Annotated in this window: 16 protein-coding genes; 6 read left to right on the top strand and 10 right to left on the bottom strand. The window is 66.1% G+C overall.

From position 1 onward, the window contains the following. The 5 genes from B3446_RS26515 to B3446_RS26495 all read right to left on the bottom strand — a co-directional run. Positions 1-1,218 (bottom strand): carotenoid oxygenase family protein (locus B3446_RS26515; protein WP_291386949.1); only part of this gene is annotated, 1,218 nt, incomplete at its 3' end. Positions 1,219-1,320: 102 nt separating this feature from the next. Further along, positions 1,321-2,232, bottom strand: a complete 912-nt coding sequence (locus tag B3446_RS26510; protein WP_291386957.1) for a DMT family transporter — start codon at positions 2,230-2,232, stop codon at positions 1,321-1,323. Between the two features lie 56 nt (positions 2,233-2,288). Further along, positions 2,289-2,624, bottom strand: a complete 336-nt coding sequence (locus tag B3446_RS26505) for a thioredoxin family protein (RefSeq protein WP_175124098.1) — start codon at positions 2,622-2,624, stop codon at positions 2,289-2,291. Positions 2,625-2,632: 8 nt separating this feature from the next. Beyond that, positions 2,633-3,910: a Zn-dependent hydrolase gene (locus tag B3446_RS26500; RefSeq protein ID WP_291386947.1), complete on the bottom strand. Its 1,278-nt coding sequence runs from the start codon at positions 3,908-3,910 to the stop codon at positions 2,633-2,635. A 62-nt stretch (positions 3,911-3,972) separates the two neighbouring features. Then, positions 3,973-4,767 (bottom strand): enoyl-CoA hydratase/isomerase family protein, encoded by a 795-nt coding sequence (locus B3446_RS26495; protein WP_291386945.1) that lies wholly within the window; start codon positions 4,765-4,767, stop codon positions 3,973-3,975. Between the two features lie 140 nt (positions 4,768-4,907). Here B3446_RS26495 and B3446_RS26490 point away from each other — a divergent pair, with 140 nt between their 5' ends. Beyond that, positions 4,908-5,819: an SDR family oxidoreductase gene (locus tag B3446_RS26490; protein ID WP_291386943.1), complete on the top strand. Its 912-nt coding sequence runs from the start codon at positions 4,908-4,910 to the stop codon at positions 5,817-5,819. Here the strand turns inward: B3446_RS26490 and B3446_RS26485 are convergent. After that, positions 5,783-6,514 (bottom strand): TetR/AcrR family transcriptional regulator, encoded by a 732-nt coding sequence (locus B3446_RS26485; RefSeq protein WP_175124102.1) that lies wholly within the window; start codon positions 6,512-6,514, stop codon positions 5,783-5,785. The two genes, B3446_RS26490 and B3446_RS26485, sit on opposite strands and share 37 nt — an antisense overlap. Positions 6,515-6,668: 154 nt before the next feature. On the opposite strand from B3446_RS26485, the gene B3446_RS26480 reads away from it, so the two are divergent. After that, positions 6,669-8,306: an acyl-CoA synthetase gene (locus B3446_RS26480; protein WP_291386942.1), complete on the top strand. Its 1,638-nt coding sequence runs from the start codon at positions 6,669-6,671 to the stop codon at positions 8,304-8,306. Between the two features lie 141 nt (positions 8,307-8,447). Then, a complete protein-coding gene (locus B3446_RS26475; protein WP_175124104.1) occupies positions 8,448-10,304 on the top strand; it encodes a phosphoenolpyruvate carboxykinase (GTP) in 1,857 nt (618 codons plus the stop codon). 116 nt (positions 10,305-10,420) lie between these two features. On the opposite strand, the gene B3446_RS26470 is transcribed toward B3446_RS26475, so the two are convergent. Continuing rightward, the gene (locus B3446_RS26470; protein WP_291386939.1) at positions 10,421-11,299 is read right to left on the bottom strand and encodes an aldo/keto reductase family oxidoreductase; all 879 of its coding nucleotides are present in this window, start codon (positions 11,297-11,299) and stop codon (positions 10,421-10,423) included. Positions 11,300-11,408: 109 nt separating this feature from the next. Here B3446_RS26470 and B3446_RS26465 point away from each other — a divergent pair, with 109 nt between their 5' ends. Both B3446_RS26465 and B3446_RS26460 read left to right on the top strand, forming a co-directional pair. After that, complete coding sequence (locus B3446_RS26465; RefSeq protein WP_291386937.1) at positions 11,409-12,314, top strand: LysR family transcriptional regulator; 906 nt, start codon at positions 11,409-11,411, stop codon at positions 12,312-12,314. A 125-nt stretch (positions 12,315-12,439) separates the two neighbouring features. Beyond that, the gene (locus B3446_RS26460) at positions 12,440-13,069 is read left to right on the top strand and encodes a class I SAM-dependent DNA methyltransferase (protein ID WP_291386955.1); all 630 of its coding nucleotides are present in this window, start codon (positions 12,440-12,442) and stop codon (positions 13,067-13,069) included. On the opposite strand, the gene B3446_RS26455 is transcribed toward B3446_RS26460, so the two are convergent. Beyond that, the gene (locus tag B3446_RS26455; RefSeq protein WP_291386935.1) at positions 13,066-13,593 is read right to left on the bottom strand and encodes an O-acetyl-ADP-ribose deacetylase; all 528 of its coding nucleotides are present in this window, start codon (positions 13,591-13,593) and stop codon (positions 13,066-13,068) included. The two genes, B3446_RS26460 and B3446_RS26455, sit on opposite strands and share 4 nt — an antisense overlap. A gap of 152 nt (positions 13,594-13,745) precedes the next feature. Between B3446_RS26455 and B3446_RS26450 the strand changes: the two genes are divergently transcribed. Then, on the top strand, positions 13,746-14,933 hold the full coding sequence (locus B3446_RS26450) for a GGDEF domain-containing protein (RefSeq protein ID WP_291386933.1): 1,188 nt from the start codon (positions 13,746-13,748) through the stop codon (positions 14,931-14,933). Here B3446_RS26450 and B3446_RS26445 read toward each other — a convergent pair. Together B3446_RS26445 and B3446_RS26440 are read right to left on the bottom strand one after the other, a co-directional pair. After that, on the bottom strand, positions 14,901-16,208 hold the full coding sequence (locus tag B3446_RS26445; protein ID WP_291386931.1) for a sigma-54-dependent transcriptional regulator: 1,308 nt from the start codon (positions 16,206-16,208) through the stop codon (positions 14,901-14,903). The two genes, B3446_RS26450 and B3446_RS26445, sit on opposite strands and share 33 nt — an antisense overlap. Next, positions 16,205-17,545 carry a sensor histidine kinase gene (locus tag B3446_RS26440; protein ID WP_291386929.1) on the bottom strand — a complete coding sequence of 447 codons (1,341 nt, stop codon included), beginning with the start codon at positions 17,543-17,545 and terminating at the stop codon, positions 16,205-16,207. Before B3446_RS26440 ends, B3446_RS26445 begins: the two co-directional genes overlap by 4 nt. Positions 17,546-17,832 lie beyond the last annotated feature (287 nt).

Here is a 17,832-nt window from a genome sequence, read left to right as displayed (position 1 = left end):
TTCGGCGTGCACGAAGCTCAGGATGTAGCCGTCCGCTTCACCCGCGCCGGCCGGATCGGCGGCGAACACCGGCTCGCATGCGGTCTGCCCGGCGGGCAGGCGGTACACGGTCTTCGCCCCCGTTTCGACGTCGTAGCGCGCAAAGGCCTCGAAGGCGCCCGGCTGCGGCGTTTCGCCCGGCCGCGGGGCCCGCAGCCCGGCATAGCAGAACCGCGTGCGCCGGCCCAGCCACGCGTCGTTGACCCGGCCGAACTCGCAGGGCTGGTCGTCCAGCGTCTGGTCGTCCACGCGTCCGCTTGCCATGTCGATGCGCAGCCGGTGCATCTCAAGCCGCTTGCGCGACGAGGGACCGTAGCCATCGTGCCAGGGCAGCACCGCCTCGATCACGTTGCCGTCCACGCAGGCATTGGCAACGTGCCAATTGAAGAAGGGGTCGGCTTCGATCCACCGGATCTGCGCCGCGTCGGTGCAGTCGCGCGGCACCTGCAGCACCTGCGTGCCGCGCTGCGGCTCCCACCCGGGCGCCGCCGGTCCGCGGCTGAAGTCGAACACCAGCGGGCAGACGAACGCCACCACGTGGGTGGCGGTCAGGCCGATGTCATGAACCAGCGCCGGCCAGGGCGATGCAAACGCCACCTGGCGGTCCACCCGACCCGAGGCGTCCAGCCGCATGTATTCAAGCGTGCCCGCCATGAGGTCGTAATTGATCGCCAGCATCTCCCCGGTCAGCGGGTCGACCTTGGGATGCGCGGAGAACGCGCCGGTGAGCCTGCCCTGGAATGTGTTGGCGCCCACCGTGCCCAGCGCGTCGTCCAGGTCGTACGGGCAGCCGCCTTCGTACAGCGCGTGGATGCGGCCGGCGTGCCGCAGCACGTTGGTATTGGCCAGGTTCGCGTAGGGGGGCGGACCGAACGTCGGGTTGTAGATGCGATGGCCGGCGTCCCGTTCTTCCTGCAGTTCGGCGGTCAGCACCCAGCGGTTGCGATAGCGCGCGCGGCCGCCGTCCAGGTAGAGCGCGTGGATCATGCCCGTGCCGTCGAAGGGATAGGAATAGCCCGGGCCGGGCTCGAATTGCGGATTGGGGCCGTTGCGCATGAAGACGCCGGACAGGCCGGGGGGCAGGGCGCCTTCAATGGGCAGATCCGCGTCGTCGCGTTCGTCGAAGACCGGCGCGAACGCGCGGGTCAGGGCGGGGTTGTCGCTGTGCCAGGGTTGCATGTGACCTCCAGGCCGAGGCCGCGCACCGGGCTGGACGTCACCGCGAGCCCGACGGCGGCAAAAGTCCGTTATATCCGCCCGGGCCGTCGGGAAAAAGCCGAGTTAACCATGATGGGAATCGCGCCGCGCCTGACGCTTGCGCAGCCGCTCCCGCACCATTTCGGCCCCGCTGACCAGCGTGATTCCCGCCAGCACCATCACCGCGCCGATCACGAAGCCCGCATCCAGCGGTTCATCCAGGATCAGCACGCCGAAGCTGACGCCGAACAGCGGCGTCATGAACGACAGGATGGACAGGCGGGACGCCAGATACCGGCGGAGCAGCCAGAACCAGGCCAGATAGCTGGTCAGCGCGACGACGACCGACTGGAACACGACGCTGAGCACGGCGGCCGGGGTATAGCGGATGCCATGATGGCCGGTGGCGACTGCAAAGGCCAACAGGCCCACCGAGGCCACCGCCATCTGGTAGAAAAGCGTCTTGGCGGGCGCGGCTTCGGACAGCGACGTCTTGCGGATCGCCACGGTCGTGGCGCCCCACAGCAGCCCGGCCAACAATCCCATCGCGTCGCCCAGCAGCATGTTGCGCGCGCCGTCGTGCGCCAACGGCTGGCCGCCCTTGACCAGGAACGCCACCGCGATACCGAAGAAGGCCAGCACGACGCCCGCCCATTGCAGCGGCTTGAGTCGTTCTTCCGGCAGCAGCCAGTGCAGGCCCAGCGCCGCGAAGATCGGCGCGGTGTACAGGAACACCGACATGTGCGAGGCCGTGGTGTAGACCAGGCCTTGCGCGACGAACAGGAATTCGCCCGCAAACAGCAGCCCCACGATCAATCCAGGCAGGAACGTGCCGTCGGTGAATGCGCGCTGCCCTTCGGCGCGCCACACCACGACGGCCAGCACCAGGGCCGCGAAGGTGGAACGCAGCCCGATCTGCATGATGGGCGCGATGTCGTCGGCGACGAGCTTGATGGCGATCTGCTGGAAGCCCCAGCACACGCACAGCGCCAGCATGGCGCCGGTCGCCAGCGTGTCCAGCGGCAGGCGCAGCGGTTTGGCGGCGGCGACGCTCACGGCAGTTCGGCGGGGTAGCTGTCCAGCGCCAGGCCGATCTGCTGGCGCAGGTCCCATTCGGCCAGCGAGGCTTGCACCGGACCATAAAAGGCGCCGTCGCGGGCGACGAACATGGCGGGCAGGTGGAAGACCTCGTAGCGCTCGACCAGACCTCGGTTGTCGCCGGCATCGATCCAGCAGATGCGCTCGACCGGCAGTTCCACGCCCGGAAGCTGCTCGCGCGCCACGCGGCAGGTGCCGCAGGTGCGGCTGTGAAAGACGATGAGCGACAGGCCGCGCGCATCCAGCAGGAAGCGGTCGGCGGTGCTGTCGTTGAGTTCTATCTGTTCCATCGTGTGTCTCAAGCGCCGCGCAGCACGCGGTCCAGTTCCAGCACCGACTGATACAGCACTCGGGTGCCGTCCAGCAGTTGCGCGGGTTCGATCCATTCTTCGGGGCAGTGGCTGCGACCGTTCAGGCAGGGGATGAAGATCATGCCGATGGGGCCGGTGGGCGCCATGTACACGGCGTCGTGGCCGGCGCCGCTGGGCAGCCGCATCGATGCGTAGCCAAGCTGGTCGGCGGCCGCCTTGACCGCGTCCATGACCAGCGGCGAACAGTCCGTGGGCTGCGCGCGGCTGAGCGGCGTGAAGCCGGCAGTCAGGCGCAGCGCCTTCAGGTCGTCGGCCACGCCAGCCATCAGCGTTTCGGGAAAGGCGTCCAGGACGGCGTTGCTGTCGCTGCGCATTTCCAGCGTCATCTCGACCCGGCCCGGCACCGCGTTGGCCGCATTGGGCGTCATGGTCAGCCTGCCGACGGTGGCGACAACGTAATGCGGATTGCCGCTGGCTGCGCTGGCCTGCCGGTTGGCGGCGTCGATGATGCGGGCCGCGCCCACCAGCGCGTCGCGCCGGATGTCCATGGGCGTGGTGCCCGCGTGGTCTGGTTGGCCCTCGACCACGATCTGCACGCGGCGGATGCCGACGATGTTGGTGACCACGCCGATCGGCAGCTGGCGGCTTTCAAGAACCGGGCCTTGTTCGATATGCAGTTCGACGAAAGCGGCGGTTTCGCCCGCCCGCCGCAGCGGCGCGTTCAGCGCGGACGGGTCGCCGCCGATGCGGGCAATGCCCTGCGCCAGCGTCTCACCCTGCGGATTGCGCGCGTCCAGCATGTCGGCGCTGAGCTGGCCGCACAGCGCGCGGCTGCCCACGCATGAAATGCCGTAGTCGCTGGGTTCTTCGGACAGGAAATCGATGACTTCGAAGGGATGGTCGAGCGTGATGCCGTGTTCCTGCATCGTGTGCGCGACTTCGATGCCGGCCAGCACGCCGATGATGCCGTCGAAGCGGCCGCCGGCCATGACGGTGTCGCAGTGCGAGCCGGTCGAAATCGGTTTGCGCGAGGCATCGCGCCCCTTTCGCGTGCCGACCAAATTGCCGCCCGCGTCCAGGCGCGTGGTCAGGCCGGCGGCTTCGAACTCGCTGCGCAGCCAGGCGCGCGCGTCATCGAACAGCGGCGAAAAGGCGCGGCGCGTCCAGGGGACGTCGGGCAGGGTGAACTTGGACAGGGTGTCGACCCGCGACCAGAGGCGTTCGGCGTTGAGCGGAGGAAAAGCGGGCGGTGTGGCTTGCGGCATGAGACTTCCAGAAGATCCGCCCTGGATTATGGCATCAATGGCGAGGCGCTCCCGCCGGCCGCTTACGGCGTGCCGCGCCAGGACGGCTCACGTTTTTCCAGGAAAGCCGTCACGCCCTCGCGCGCTTCCTCGGTGCTGCGGATGGCCGCAATGCGTTCAACCGAGTCGGCGATCAAGGCGGCATCCAGCGGCTGGCCGGCAAAGTCGCGCACCAGCCGCTTGCTGGCCTGCACGGCGCCCGGCCCGTTCGCGCACAGCGTGCGGCAGAGCGCTTCCGCGGCCTCAAGCGCCTGGGCCGCCGGGACCACCTCGTGCACCAGCCCGAGCCGCAGCGCGGTGGCGGCGTCGAAGCGTTCGGCGGTCAGGAAATAGCGGTTGGACGCACGCTCGCCCAGGGCGCGGATCACGTAGGGGCTGATGGTGGCGGGCAACAGGCCCAGGCGCGTCTCGGACAGGCAGAAGTGCGCGCTGTCGGCCGCCACCGCGATGTCGCACGCGGCCACCAGCCCCATGCCGCCCGCGTAAGCGTCGCCGTTGACGCAGGCGACGATGGGTTTCGGGCTGGTCCAGACCGCGTGCAGCATGTCCGCCAGCCGCGTGGCGTCCTTGCGGTTGTCCGCATCGGTCAGCGTGCCCATTTTGCGCATCCAGTTCAGGTCGCCGCCGGCGCAAAATGCCTTGCCCGCGCCCGTCAGCAGCAGGACCCGCACCTGGGGATCATCGACCGCAGTCTGGATCGCGGCCGTCAGCGCGGCGATCAGCGTCTCGTCGAACGCGTTGCGCATGTCCGGCCGGTTCAACGTCAGACGGGCGAGGGGGCCTTCTATGGTCAGGTCCAGCGGTGCGGTCAGCGTCATGCGCGGTCTCCGGTGTTGTTGATGATGGCTCAACAGGTGTTCCGATCAATTCGGTTGATTCTATGGGCAAAAGCGCGGCATTGCGATGCTTGTTTTCAGTAGATTGAGTTATCCTCAACAAAAAATTTTCGGAGACACACATGAATCAGCCTGCGGGGAGTCGCGCCGCCGATCAGCGTTACGCATCGGTATTCCGGCCGGGATTGTTTGACGGCAAGACGGTCATGGTCACCGGCGGCGGCAGCGGCTTGGGCCGTTGCACCGCGCATGAGCTGGCGGCACTGGGCGCGCGCTTGGCGCTGGTGGGACGCAACCCGGACAAACTGCGCACGGCGGCCGAGGAAATCGCCCGCGTCTATCCCGAGGCCGCCGAGCGTATCAGCCAGCATTCCTGCGACATCCGGGACGAAGCGGGCGTACGCGGCGCCGTGGCCGACGCGCTCACCGCGCACAACAGCATCGACGGCGTCTTCAATTGCGCTGGCGGCCAGTTTCCCGCGCCGTTGGACCGCATCAGCCTCAATGGCTGGAACGCCGTGGTGCAGAACAACCTGCACGGCACCTTTCTTGTGTCGCGCGAGGTCTATACGCAGCACATGCGCCAGCACGGCGGCGCCATCGTCAACATGCTGGCCGACATCTGGGGCGGCATGCCGGGCATGGGACATTCGGGCGCGGCGCGCGCGGGGGTGTGGAACCTGACGGAGACCGCCGCCTGCGAATGGGCGTATGCCGGCGTGCGCGTCAACGCCGTGGCGCCGGGCTGGATTGCCTCCAGCGGCATGGACAGCTACGACGAGCACTACCGCGGCGTGCTGCGCGAGCTGAAAACCAAGGTGCCGCTACAGCGTTTTGGCACCGAGGCCGAACTGGCCGCGGCCGTCGTCTTCCTGCTGTCGCCCGCGGCGGCGTTCATCAACGGCACCGTGATCCGGGTGGACGGCGGCGTGCCGAACGCGCGCCATTCATGGAACCTGCAGCCGTCCGAACGCGGTGAACCCTACAACGGCTTTCCTCAGTACGTGCCGCCGTCGCTGTTTTCGGAGGACTGAAGCCGATGCAGCGCATTCTGGACTTCACCCCGGAACTGCGCCAGCGCCAGGGCATCCTGGCGCGGCGGCTGCAGGGCCTGCCACAGGAAGCCGACCAGCTGGTCGGCGGTGGCGGCCACGTCGACATTGACCTCTGCGCCGCGCCGCATCGCGTCCCACAGCACGTGCTCCATCGGCCCGTACACCGCCGAACGCAGCAGCCGCAGCGGCATGTCCTGGCGGATGTCGCCGTCGGCCTGACCTTGCGCCAGGATGCGCATCAGCGGCGCGGTGTAGCGGCGCTGCAGGTCGGCGTAGATGTCGCCGAAGTCGTCGTTGCGCGCGCGGCCTTCGGAAAGAATGAATGCGCACAGGCCCGGACCTTCGGCCAGCAGATGGCGCAGATGCGTGTGGACCAGGTAATGCAGTTGGGCGCGTGCGCCGTGGATGTGCGGCAGGTGGTCCTCCACCCGCGCGATGATTTCGTCGTACCAGTCGCTGATGACGCGCACGCAGAGTTCGCGCTTGCCGCCGAAGTAGGTGAAGACGGTGGCTTCCGAGACGCCCAGCCGCTGCGCGATCTCGGTGGTGGTGGCTGCGTGAAAGCCCGCTTCGGAAAACACCTGGCGCGCGACGCGCAGGATGTCGCGGATGCGTTGTTCGGACTTGGCGCTGGCCGGCGGGCGGCGCATCGGGACGGCTGGGCTTTTTTCCATGCAGGCTACTGGCGAAAAAGGGGCGGGCGGCCTGTCCGGCCGTCCGCGCGAGGGCCTATTATTGAGCGACGGTCAACTTCGTGGCAAGGCGGGGGGCAACCCGCCGCCGCCGCGGGCCTTACATGGCAACAACCATAACTATCAAGAGACAACCATGCTGCACCGAGCAGATTCCTACGCGCAAGTCGTGTCCGCTTTCCAGTGGCAGGTGCCCGCGGCCTACAACATCGGCGTCGACGTGTGCGACAAATGGGCCGACGGCAGCGGCCGCCTGGCCCTGATCTATGAAAAGAGCGACGGCGCGCAGACGCGCTATACGTTCGATCAGATCAAGGCGCAGTCCAACCAGTTCGCCAACAGCCTGGCGCGCTACGGCATCCGGCGCGGCGACCGCGTCGCCATCTACCTGCCGCAGGCGCCCGAAACCGCCATCGCCCACGTCGCCGCTTACAAGATGGGCGCGGTGGCGGTGCCGCTGTTCACGCTTTTCGGCGTGGACGCCATCCAGTTCCGGCTGGCCAACAGCGGGGCGGCGGCCCTCGTCACCGACGCGGAAGGCTGCCGCAAGCTGCTGGAAATCCGCGACAGCCTGCCCGATCTGAAAGTGATTTATTGCATCGATGGCGACGCCGGGACTGCGGGGGTTACGGTCGGCGCGCTGCCGTTCCACCAAAGCCTGGCGCTCGAATCCGACGCCTTCGACCCGGTCCCGACGGCCGCCGACGACCCGGCCGTCATCATCTACACCTCCGGCACCACCGGCAAACCCAAAGGCGCGCTGCATGCGCACCGCGTGCTGCTCGGCCACCTGCCGGGCGTGGAGATGTCGCACGAGTTCTTTCCCGAAAACGCCGTCCTGATGTGGACGCCGGCCGACTGGGCATGGATCGGCGGGCTGCTGGACGTGCTGCTGCCGGCCTGGCATCACGGTGTGCCGGTGCTGGCGCGGCGGTTTGAAAAGTTCGACGGCGCGTCTGCCCTGGAACTGATGGCGCGCCATGGCGTAACGCATACCTTCCTGCCGCCGACCGCCCTGAAGATGATGCGCGGGTGCGACTGGCCGGACCACGCCGGGCCGCGCGCGCTGCGCTCGGTGGCCAGCGGCGGCGAATCGCTGGGCGCCGAACTCATCGACTGGGGCCGCCGCGTGCTGGGCGTGACCATCAATGAGTTCTACGGCCAGACCGAATGCAACATGATCGTGTCCTCGTGCTCGTCGCTGTTCGACCCCTGCATCGGCGCCATCGGCCGCGCCGCGCCCGGGCATCGGGTCGCTATTGTGGATGACAGGGGGGCCGAAGTGGCCGATGGACAGGAGGGCAACATCGGCGTACTGCGCCCGGATCCCGTCATGTTCCTGGGGTACTGGAAAAACCCGGAGGCCACGGCGGAAAAATTTGCCGGCGATTACCTCCTGACCGGCGACATCGGCGTGCGCGATGCGGAGGGGTTCATCCGCTTCGTGGGCCGCAACGACGACGTGATCACCAGCGCCGGCTACCGGATCGGCCCGGGCCCCATCGAAGACTGCCTCATCGGCCACCCGGCGGTGCGCATGGCGGCGGTGGTGGGCATGCCGGATGCTGAGCGTACGGAAATCGTGGTGGCGTTCGTGGTGCTGAACGACGGGGTGGCGGGCGACGAAGCGCTGGTCAAGGCGCTGCAGGCGCACGTCCGTACCCGGCTGGCCGCCCACGAGTATCCGCGCGCGATCCGCTTTGTAACCAGTTTGCCCACGACCGCGACCGGCAAGATCATCCGCAGGGAGTTGCGTGCCGGATACCCCGCGTAAGCGGACTCACCCGGTGACAATCTCGCCCATGTGGATGGGTTGACTGGCTGCCCAGCGCTGCAAGTATGATTGCGCAAACTGGATACGGCCCCTCTCAATTGGGGCCGTATCACCTTTAGCCAAAGTATGGAGATAGCCCCAATGAATAAGCCTTTGGACGGGGGATTGGCAGCCTTGAACGTGCCCGCGTACGTCAAGCATCGCGGACTGATCGACTGGGTCGCCAGTTTCGTCGCGCTGGCCAAGCCTGATCGCGTGGTGTGGTGCGATGGCTCGCAGGAAGAGTACGACCGCCTGTGCGAGCAGATGGTCCAGGCCGGCACCATGCGCCGGCTCAACCCCGCCAAGCGCCCCAATTCCTATCTTGCGTGGTCCGATCCGTCCGACGTGGCCCGGGTCGAAGACCGCACCTTCATCTGTTCCGACCGCGCCGAAGACGCCGGCCCCACCAACAACTGGGCCGATCCCGCCGAAATGCGCGACACGCTCAACGGCCTGTTCGACGGCGCCATGCGCGGTCGCACGCTGTACGTGGTGCCGTTCTCGATGGGCCCGCTGGGCTCGGACATCGCCCACATCGGCGTCGAACTGTCCGACAGCCCGTACGTGGCCGTGAACATGCGCATCATGACGCGCATGGGCAAGCAGGTCTATGACGTGCTGGGCACCGATGGCGACTTCGTGCCGTGCCTGCACTCGGTCGGCAAGCCGCTGGCCGAAGGCGAAGCCGACGTGGCCTGGCCGTGCAACCCCACCAAGTACATCGTCCATTTCCCCAAGACCCGCGAAATCTGGAGCTACGGTTCCGGCTACGGCGGCAACGCGCTGCTGGGCAAGAAGTGCTTCGCGCTGCGCATCGCGTCCACCATGGGCCGCGACCAGGGCTGGCTGGCCGAACACATGCTGATCCTGGGCGTCACCTCGCCCAAGGGCCGCAAGTACCACGTCGCCGCCGCCTTCCCGTCGGCCTGCGGCAAGACCAACTTCGCCATGCTGATCCCGCCGCAAGGCATGGACGGCTGGAAGGTCACCACCATCGGCGACGACATCGCCTGGATCAAGCCCGGCCCCGACGGCCGCCTGCACGCCATCAACCCCGAAGCCGGCTATTTCGGCGTGGCCCCGGGCACCAGCGAGCAGACCAACTTCAACGCCATGGCCACGCTCAAGGCCAACGTCATCTTCACCAACGTCGCGCTGACCGACGACGGCGACGTCTGGTGGGAAGGCATGACCAGCACGCCGCCGGCGCACCTGGTGGACTGGCAGGGCAAGGACTGGACGCCTGAAATCGCGCGCGAAACCGGCCGCAAAGCCGCGCACCCGAACGCGCGCTTCACCGCGCCGGCCGCGCAGTGCCCGTCCATCGACCCCGAATGGGAAAACCCCAAGGGCGTGGTCATCGACGCGTTCATCTTCGGCGGCCGCCGCTCCACCACCGTGCCGCTCGTCACCGAAGCGCGCAACTGGGTCGAAGGCGTCTACATGGCCGCCACGATGGGCTCGGAAACCACCGCCGCGGCCGCCGGCCAGCAAGGCGTGGTGCGCCGCGACCCGTTCGCCATGCTGCCGTTCTGCGGCTACAACATGAGCGACTACTTCGGCCACTGGCTAAAGCTGGGCAAGCAGCTCGAAGCCGCGGGCGCGACCCTGCCGCGCATCTACTGCGTGAACTGGTTCCGCAAGGGTCCGGACGGCAAGTTCGTCTGGCCCGGCTTTGGCGACAACATGCGCGTGCTGCGCTGGATGCTGGGCCGCATCGACGGTCAATCCAAGGGCGTGGATCAGGTGTTTGGCGTGTCCCCCAGCTACCAGGACATCGACTGGACCGGCCTGGAATTCAGCCCGGACAAGTTCGAGCAGGTCATGTCGGTCGACGAGAACGCCTGGCGCGAGGAACTGGCGCTGCACCATGAGCTCTTCGGTCAGCTGTCGCAAGGCCTGCCCGACGAACTGCGCACCACCAAGACCGAGATCGAGGGCCGTCTGGCGGCTTGATGCTGCTGGGGTCTGCCGGTTGATCGAACCCGCCTGCATTGACGCAGGCGGGTTTTTTATTGCCGCCGGCTTGAGTGCGCAGGCGCGTCCGGCGTTCAGGTTGTTCAGGCCGGGGCTTACACCGTCTTGCTCGCCGCGATGCCGTCCAGCGCCTTGGCCACGTCGTCCGGCAACTGCAGCGACGCCGCGGCCAGGTTTTCCTTCAGATGTTTCTGCGAAGACGTGCCGGGTATCAACAGGATGTTCGGCGAGCGGCGCAGCAGCCAAGCCAGCGCGGTCTGCATCGGTGTCGCGCCGATCCGCGCAGCCGCGTCGTTCAGGATGGACGACTGCAACGGGCTGAACCCGCCCAGCGGAAAGAACGGTACGTAGGCGATCCCTTCGCGGGCCAGGTCGTCGATCAGGGCGTCGTCGGCCCGGTGGGCGACGTTGTACTGGTTCTGCACGCAGACGATGTCGCAGATGCCGCGGCCCTCTTTCACCTGCGTGGCCGTCACGTTGCTCAGCCCGATGTGGCGAATCAGGCCTTGCTGCTGCAGGCCGGCCAGCACGGATAGCGGTTCCTCGATGGACCCTTCCGCCGGGCCATGGACATCGAACATGGCGCGCAGGTTGACCACGTCCAATACGTCGCGGCCCAGGTTGCGCAGGTTGTCGTGCACCGCGCGGGTCAGCTGTTCGGCCGAGAACGCGGGATTCCACGAGGCGTCGTCGCCGCGCACCGCGCCCACCTTCGTCACGATCACCAGATCGTCGGAGTAGGGGGCGAGCGCTTCCCGAATCAATTGATTGGTGATGTGCGGGCCATAGAAATCGCTCGTGTCGATGTGGTTCACGCCGGCGGCCACGGCGTCGCGCAGCACGGCAAGCGCAGCGTCGCGGTCCTTGGGCGGACCAAAGACGCCCGGGCCGGCGAGCTGCATGGCGCCATAGCCAAGCCGATAGACCTGGCGTGCGCCGAGGGTGTAGGTGCCGCTGTCAGCGAGTTGGGTCATGTTGGGGTTCCTTGTGTCGGTGAAGGAGTGGGGATGGGCAAACGATAGAGCTTTCGCCACTTGCTGATAAGCCAATACAATCCGCACGGCTTGTACGGGAAAATGCACAATGGCTACCGACTTGGATGACCTCAACGCCTTCGTCGCCGTGGCGCGCGCGCGAGGGTTCCGCGAAGCGGCCCGGACGGCGGGCACCAGCGCCTCACGGCTGAGCGACACCGTGCGCCGCCTGGAGGCGCAGTTGGGCGTGCGGCTTTTCAACTGCACGACGCGCTCCGTGGCGCTGACCCAGGCCGGCCAGGAACTGCTGGCCCGGCTGGCGCCCGCGCTGAGCGAGATCGAAGCGGCGCTGGACGCCGTCAACAGCTTTCGCGACAAGCCGGCGGGCACGCTGCGGCTCAATGTCCCGCTCAGTGCGGCCAAGCTGGTGCTGCCGTCCATCGTTCCGGACTTTCTGGCGGCCTATCCCGATATCCGCCTGGAGGTCGTGGCCGAGGAAAGCTTCGTCGACGTGCTGGCCGCCGGCTGCGACGCAGGCATCCGCTACGACGACCGGCTGGAACAGGACATGATCGCGGTGCCCATCGGCCCGCGCGTGCAGCGCTTTGCAGCCGGCGCCTCGCCGGACTACCTGAACCGGCGCGGGCGGCCCGCGCATCCCGAAGACCTGATGCAGCACGCCTGCCTGCGCGGCCGCTTTCCCAGCGGGGCGATGCCGGCATGGGAATTCGAGCGGGGCGGAGAGACCGTGCGTATCGATGCGTCCGGACCGTTGGTCGTGCAGATTGGCGGCGCGGTCGATCTTGCCGTCGACGCGGCCATCGCGGGGGCGGGCGTCATGTATCTGTTCGAAGACTGGCTGCGGCCGCACTTCGCAAGCGGCGCGCTGGAGCCCGTGCTGGAACCGTGGTGGCCGCAGTTTTCGGGACCATTTCTGTACTACTCGGGACGCCGCCTGGTGCCGTCGCCGCTGAAGGCGCTGATTGATTTCGTCAAGGCGCGGCCGTTTCCTTGAGCGCCAGGCACACCGGATCTCCCAAGCCCAAGGCGCGGCTGTTCCCTTGATCGCAAGCCGCGGTTGTTCCCCGGGGGACGGCGCGCCGTCTCGCCGTCCCGCGCCCTTTGATGCACAATCGCCTGATGCACCTGGATCCCGAAGACCTCGCCAAGATCACATCCCTGACGCTCGCCCATTACGAAGAGAACGCTGATTCCTTCCAGGCCGGCACGCGGGACCACGATGTCAGCCAGAACATCGCCGCCTTGCTGCGGCACATCGACGGCCAGCCGCCGTTCGACATCCTGGATCTGGGTTGCGGTCCGGGGCGCGACCTGAAGACCTTCCTCGCGATGGGACACCGGCCCGTGGGCCTGGATGGCACGCCGCGCTTCGTGGAAATGGCGCGCGCGGCAAGCGGGTGCGAGGTCTGGGAGCAGGACTTCCTGCGGCTCCAACTGCCTGCGGCGCGCTTTGACGGCATCTTCGCCAACGCCGTGCTGTTTCACGTGCCGGGGCAGGAACTGCCGCGCGTGCTCAAGGAGTTGCGGGCAGCACTGCGGCCACGCGGGGTGCTGTTCAGTTCCAATCCCCGGGGCGGAAACCAGGAAGGCTGGAATCGCGGGCGTTATGGGGCGTACCACGATCTCGACGGCTGGCGTGCGCTGATGGAGGCCGCCGGATTCGAAGAGCTTGAGCATTACTACCGGCCCGACGGACTGCCGCGCGAGCAGCAGCCGTGGCTGGCTAGTGTGTGGCGCCGGCGGGATTAGGCCGCGGAATCGTCGTGCCGGTTCAACACTCGCGCATAGTGATCCAGGTCTGCGTCCGAAAAGCAGCAGAAGATGACCTCTTGAATTGACGAATCCTTCGACAGGCTTTCGCGAACGGTATCGACCGCGACCTGCGCCGCCAAATCAATGGGATAGCCATAGATGCCGGTGCTGATGCTGGGAAACGCAATCGAAGCCACGCCTTTTTCCTCCGCCAGCGCAATGCAGCGTTGATAGCAGCTTGCCAAGAGTGCCGGCTCCCCGTTATTCCCACCGCGCCAAACCGGGCCCACCGTGTGAATGATGAAGCGGGCGGGCAGCCGATACCCGCCGGTCACCTTTGCGTCGCCCGTCTTGCATCCGCCCAGCAGCCGGCACTCATGCACCAGATCCGGACCCGCGGCACGATGAATCGCGCCATCCACGCCGCCACCGCCGAGCAATGAGGAATTGGCGGCATTGACGATCGCGTCCACTTGAAGCTTGGTGATGTCCGAGCGGATGGCTCGCAGGGTGGTGGGCATTTGAATTCTCCTCGTGACGGGAATGGGCGGTATTATCCCGGCGTCATTCATCTGGACAACGGCCGGCACATCTGCCGCACCGACGTGTCTGACGGCTACTTTATCGTCAATTCCGAGCGTTTTCGGTCGAATTCCCTCTCCACGTCCCTCTCATGGTTGCCTCCACCCTTGTTGGCATGCTGTGCGCACACTTGCTGTGCTTTTCCGGCATGTTCCTGCTTATCAGCCGTCGCTTGCCTGGCAACAGGATGGGGATGGACGTCTTTGCCGTGGGCAATCTGCTGCTCGCGGCGGCCTACATCCTGCAGCTGGTCGAAGGTGGTCCTGCCTGGAGCCTGATGAGCGTCGTCAATCACTGCCTGACGCTGGCCGCGCCAATCGCGTACCTGCTAGGCGCCATGCGATTCTTCGGGCATCAGGTGCGCTTGTGGTTGCCGCTGGCGGTGTTTTGCCTGGTGTATGGGTTATTGCAGTGGCTGGTGCAATGGCAATTCGGACCGGAAGCGCGCTACGCCATGCTGGCGGCGGCAGCGACGCTTCTCTTCTTCGCCATGACCGTCACGGTGCTCTGCGGCACGCGCATGTTCGCCAAAGACTTGCGCGCAGAAATGATCTTCTTCGCCTGCCTGATCGGCGGAATCTGTGTGCTGAACGCGTTGAAGTTCCTGAAGATTACGGAGGGCGGCCTGGACGCGCTGCATATGGACAGCCGGTTCCAGATGATTTTCTATATCTACATGTCGACGCTTGCCACCATCGTGCCGCCTTCCATTGTCTGGCTGGTTCTCCGGCGGCTGACGGATAGTCTGCGCAATATGGCGGCGCGGGATCCGATGACGGATCTGCTGAATCGCCGGGGGCTGACGGACGCGCTAGTTCAATACTTCAACGGCCGGAACGCGGCGCCTGCGCATTTGCTGGTGTTGGATGTCGATCACTTCAAGCGGATCAACGACAGCTACGGCCACCAGGCGGGGGATGAGGTGATCTGCCAGGTGGCGGACTTGCTACGCGCGGGCGTGCGTCAGGGGGATTTGACGGGGCGGATTGGGGGGGAGGAGTTCGTCGCGATTCTGCTGGACACGGAAGTGGCGGACGTCTTGGAGGTGGCGGAGCGGCTGCGAGCAACCATTGAGAGTCAGCCAATCCACATCACGGGCGTCGACGCGCCACGGCGCTGCACGGTGACGATTGGCATTTCTTCGCGGTTCTATGGCGCAAATAGGTTGGAGGAGGCGCTTCGGGAGGCAGACGCGGCGCTTTACCGCGGGAAGGCGGCAGGGCGGAACCAGGTGGAAATGAATCCTTCAGTTCCCCCCTTCGCCCCGAGCTGCGCGTAGCTTCTTCCACAACGTTGTCCTGGAGATTCCGAGCAGCCTGGCTGCCTGGCCCATATGGCCACCGGACTCCGCAATGGCGTGCTGGATCGCGCGTTGTTCCGCGTCGAACCGGGTTGCGGCCAGGTCTGCCGGTTCCGTCAGCCTGTTTTCGGGGAAGAGGTCGCCGCTTTTCACGATTGTGCCGTCCACCATGACCGCCGCGCGCGCAATGCGATTTTTCAGTTCTCGCACGTTTCCAGGCCAGGCGTAGTCCCGCATGGCTTGCAGCGCGTCGGATGACAGCGAAGCGCCGGCGGGAATTTGCTGGGCCAGCATGCCACGCGCGAGATCTGGCAAGGCGCCGGGGCGATGACGTAGCGGCGGTGCCGAAATGCTTGCCACGCTCAGCCGATAGTAGAGATCAGGGCGAAACGTGCCTTGCGCCATTGCGGCCTGCAAGTCCGAACTCGTGCTGGACAGAATCCGGCATTGTGTTTGCCTGGTGCCGCCGTCGCCCAGAGGACGGTATTCCCCGTTTTCCAGCACGCCGAGCAGCGCGGCTTGCGCTCTCGGTGTCAGTTCAGCGACTTCGTCAAGATAAAGCGTGCCGCCGCCTGCTTGCGCAAACAGACCCTCGCGCGCCGCGCTGGCGCCGCTGAAAGCGCCCTTCACGTGTCCGAACAACAGGCTCTCGCTCAGATCCGTGGCCAAGGTGGCGCAATTGACCACGACGAATGGACCAGCAGAGTAAGGGGATCGCGTGTGCATGTAGCGGGCGGCGCGGTCTTTTCCGGTTCCCGTCTCTCCTTGGAACAGCACCGGCAGGGAACTGGTGGCCAGGCGCTCAAGTTCCTGTGCCAACGCCAGGGTTTCGTCATGAATCGCGAAGGGGTTGTCCAGCACATTGTCGTGATGGCCGGCGGGCTGTGCGGCGATGACCGATCGGATGCGCATCACGAGCGCATCCGTGTCGTAGGGTTTGGTCAAATAATCGTTCGCGCCAGCCCCGACCAGCCTCACCGCCTGTGCGATCTCGCCATACGCCGTCGCGAATACCACGGTGGTGCTGGCCAAATGCGGAATCAGGCGCCGGTACAGGTCTTCGCCAGACCCATCAGGAAGCCGGATATCGGCCAATAGAAACGCCGGCCGCACGCGCGTCCTGCGAAACAGTTCGACCGCCTGCGCACAGCTTTGCACCCACTGCGCGGAAATCCCTTCCAGCCGCAGTCGCTGCAACAAGGCGCCGCCCAGGAGTTCGTCGTCCTCGATCAGCAAAACCTGTGTTTCGTTCAAAGTGTTTGCTCCTGTTCGCCAAGGGGCAGTCGCACTGAGATGCGCGTGCCGCTGGCGAGAGGGGAAACGCGTAGCCTGCCTCGCATGGCTTTTATCAGATCTGCCACGATGCCCAACCCCATGCCGTCACCTTCGGTCGGGCAGCCCGTCAAGGCCCGATGTGCTGCTGGCGGCAAGCCCCTTCCGGCGTCGGCAACATGCAGCGTCAGGGCGTCACCGCGAGCGCGCGCGAAGGCAAGGACCATCTCGCCCGGCGCAGATGCCTGGATGGCGTTGAGCACAAGATTGAGCAATACCTGCCGCACGGCCCCGGCCGGCAGAGGCAGATGCCTTTCCTGGATGCCTTCGCAATGGAGTTCGACGCGCACGCCTCCCCGGCTCGCTTGTGCTCCCACCATCAAACGAATATCGGCGATATCCGCCTCGCGCAACATCGCGTGGCCAGGACGGAATGTGCGCAGACTGGCGTCCACGACGGCTTGCAGCGTTTCGATGGCGCGTTCGATGAAGCCCAGCGACTCGTTGCGAACGTCGCTGCGGTCACCGAATTGTCTAAGCGTCTGCACGGCGGTGCGCAGGCCGCCCAACGGGTTGCGAACTTCGTGGGCCAGCGCCGCCGACATTCGTCCCAGCACGGCCTCACGCTCAACGCGGGCGCTGCGTTGCGTCAGCGCTTCACGTTCCAGCACGCCTTCAATCATCCAGTTGTATGCAGACAGCAGCTCCTGCAGTTCGGGGTCGGTGGTGTTCACCGGCATGGGCCGCAGTCGGTCCTCAGGTCCCGCGCGCAGCGCTTCCGTCAAGGAGATGATTGGGCGCTGAAGCCGTCGTGCCATGGCAAAGCAGAGCGCCGCGCCGATCAAGCCGATCGCCAACCCCACCATGCCCAATTCCCATGCAAGCTCCTGCCTTTGCCGAAGAAAATCACTGACGTCAAGGTTCGCCACCACCGTACCTAGCGCGGGGCGTGTTTCGTCCAGCAAACGCCATGTCCACACCCCTTCCGAGCGCGGGCTGACCAGCGTGCCGGCGGGGTCGGCAAATGACGCCAGCGGAATCGACTCGACTTCCGGATAGCGGGCCACGTGCGCCAGGATGTGGCGATCGGCGGTGACGACGGCCAAGGTCCGATCGATCACGCCCAGGTGCGTATCCAGGGCCCGGTTAAGGACGTCGTCCATCTGCGTGACATCGCCAGCCTGTACCGCTGGAAGGATCGCCGCGGACAGCCCGTCCAGGTACACCTGGCCCAAATTTGCGACCTGCCGGTCGAACTGGCGTGACACGCCATGCAGCGCCAACGAAATCAGCGCAGCGGAAATCGCCAGGAAAAGCAACGAGACTGCGAGAGGGATTCTTGCAGTAAGAGGCAAACGGGGCATGCGACGCGCCAGCAACCGTAAAAGGGCGATTATGCCTCGGCCCGGTAAGCCGGCGCAGTTGCAAGAATTGGAAAGTGGAAAGCGGTTGGACAAGATTCATGCCAACCCGGTTCTCTGCGAGAAATCGCGGTGCGGTGTTCACTTTTGTAAACATCCCGCGTGAACCTAAGTTCACTCCAGCCCCCCCGCGTAAACGTTCTAAACGGGCGCTGCTGGTTTACCCGAATTTCGCCTGTCCACTC

This window comes from Achromobacter sp. UBA5777 (assembly GCF_002418565.1).
In the GTDB taxonomy this organism is placed as follows: domain Bacteria; phylum Pseudomonadota; class Gammaproteobacteria; order Burkholderiales; family Burkholderiaceae_B; genus Achromobacter; species Achromobacter animicus.
Note: the sequence above shows the minus strand (reverse complement) of the source record. Positions and strands in the feature narration are given on the sequence as shown.

What these genes read in the sequence shown, in the direction of transcription:
- B3446_RS26455 (WP_291386935.1), bottom strand. Translation starts at nt 13,593, where the DNA reads ATGCCCACCACCCTGCGAGCCATCCGCTCGGACATCACCAAGCTTCAA.
- B3446_RS26505 (WP_175124098.1), bottom strand. Translation starts at nt 2,624, where the DNA reads ATGGAACAGATAGAACTCAACGACAGCACCGCCGACCGCTTCCTGCTG.
- B3446_RS26490 (WP_291386943.1), top strand. Translation starts at nt 4,908, where the DNA reads ATGAATCAGCCTGCGGGGAGTCGCGCCGCCGATCAGCGTTACGCATCG.
- B3446_RS26470 (WP_291386939.1), bottom strand. Translation starts at nt 11,299, where the DNA reads ATGACCCAACTCGCTGACAGCGGCACCTACACCCTCGGCGCACGCCAG.
- B3446_RS26480 (WP_291386942.1), top strand. Translation starts at nt 6,669, where the DNA reads ATGCTGCACCGAGCAGATTCCTACGCGCAAGTCGTGTCCGCTTTCCAG.
- B3446_RS26475 (WP_175124104.1), top strand. Translation starts at nt 8,448, where the DNA reads ATGAATAAGCCTTTGGACGGGGGATTGGCAGCCTTGAACGTGCCCGCG.
- B3446_RS26460 (WP_291386955.1), top strand. Translation starts at nt 12,440, where the DNA reads ATGCACCTGGATCCCGAAGACCTCGCCAAGATCACATCCCTGACGCTC.
- B3446_RS26510 (WP_291386957.1), bottom strand. Translation starts at nt 2,232, where the DNA reads ATGCTGGCGCTGTGCGTGTGCTGGGGCTTCCAGCAGATCGCCATCAAG.
- B3446_RS26450 (WP_291386933.1), top strand. Translation starts at nt 13,746, where the DNA reads ATGGTTGCCTCCACCCTTGTTGGCATGCTGTGCGCACACTTGCTGTGC.
- B3446_RS26495 (WP_291386945.1), bottom strand. Translation starts at nt 4,767, where the DNA reads ATGACGCTGACCGCACCGCTGGACCTGACCATAGAAGGCCCCCTCGCC.
- B3446_RS26500 (WP_291386947.1), bottom strand. Translation starts at nt 3,910, where the DNA reads ATGCCGCAAGCCACACCGCCCGCTTTTCCTCCGCTCAACGCCGAACGC.
- B3446_RS26485 (WP_175124102.1), bottom strand. Translation starts at nt 6,514, where the DNA reads ATGGAAAAAAGCCCAGCCGTCCCGATGCGCCGCCCGCCGGCCAGCGCC.
- B3446_RS26465 (WP_291386937.1), top strand. Translation starts at nt 11,409, where the DNA reads ATGGCTACCGACTTGGATGACCTCAACGCCTTCGTCGCCGTGGCGCGC.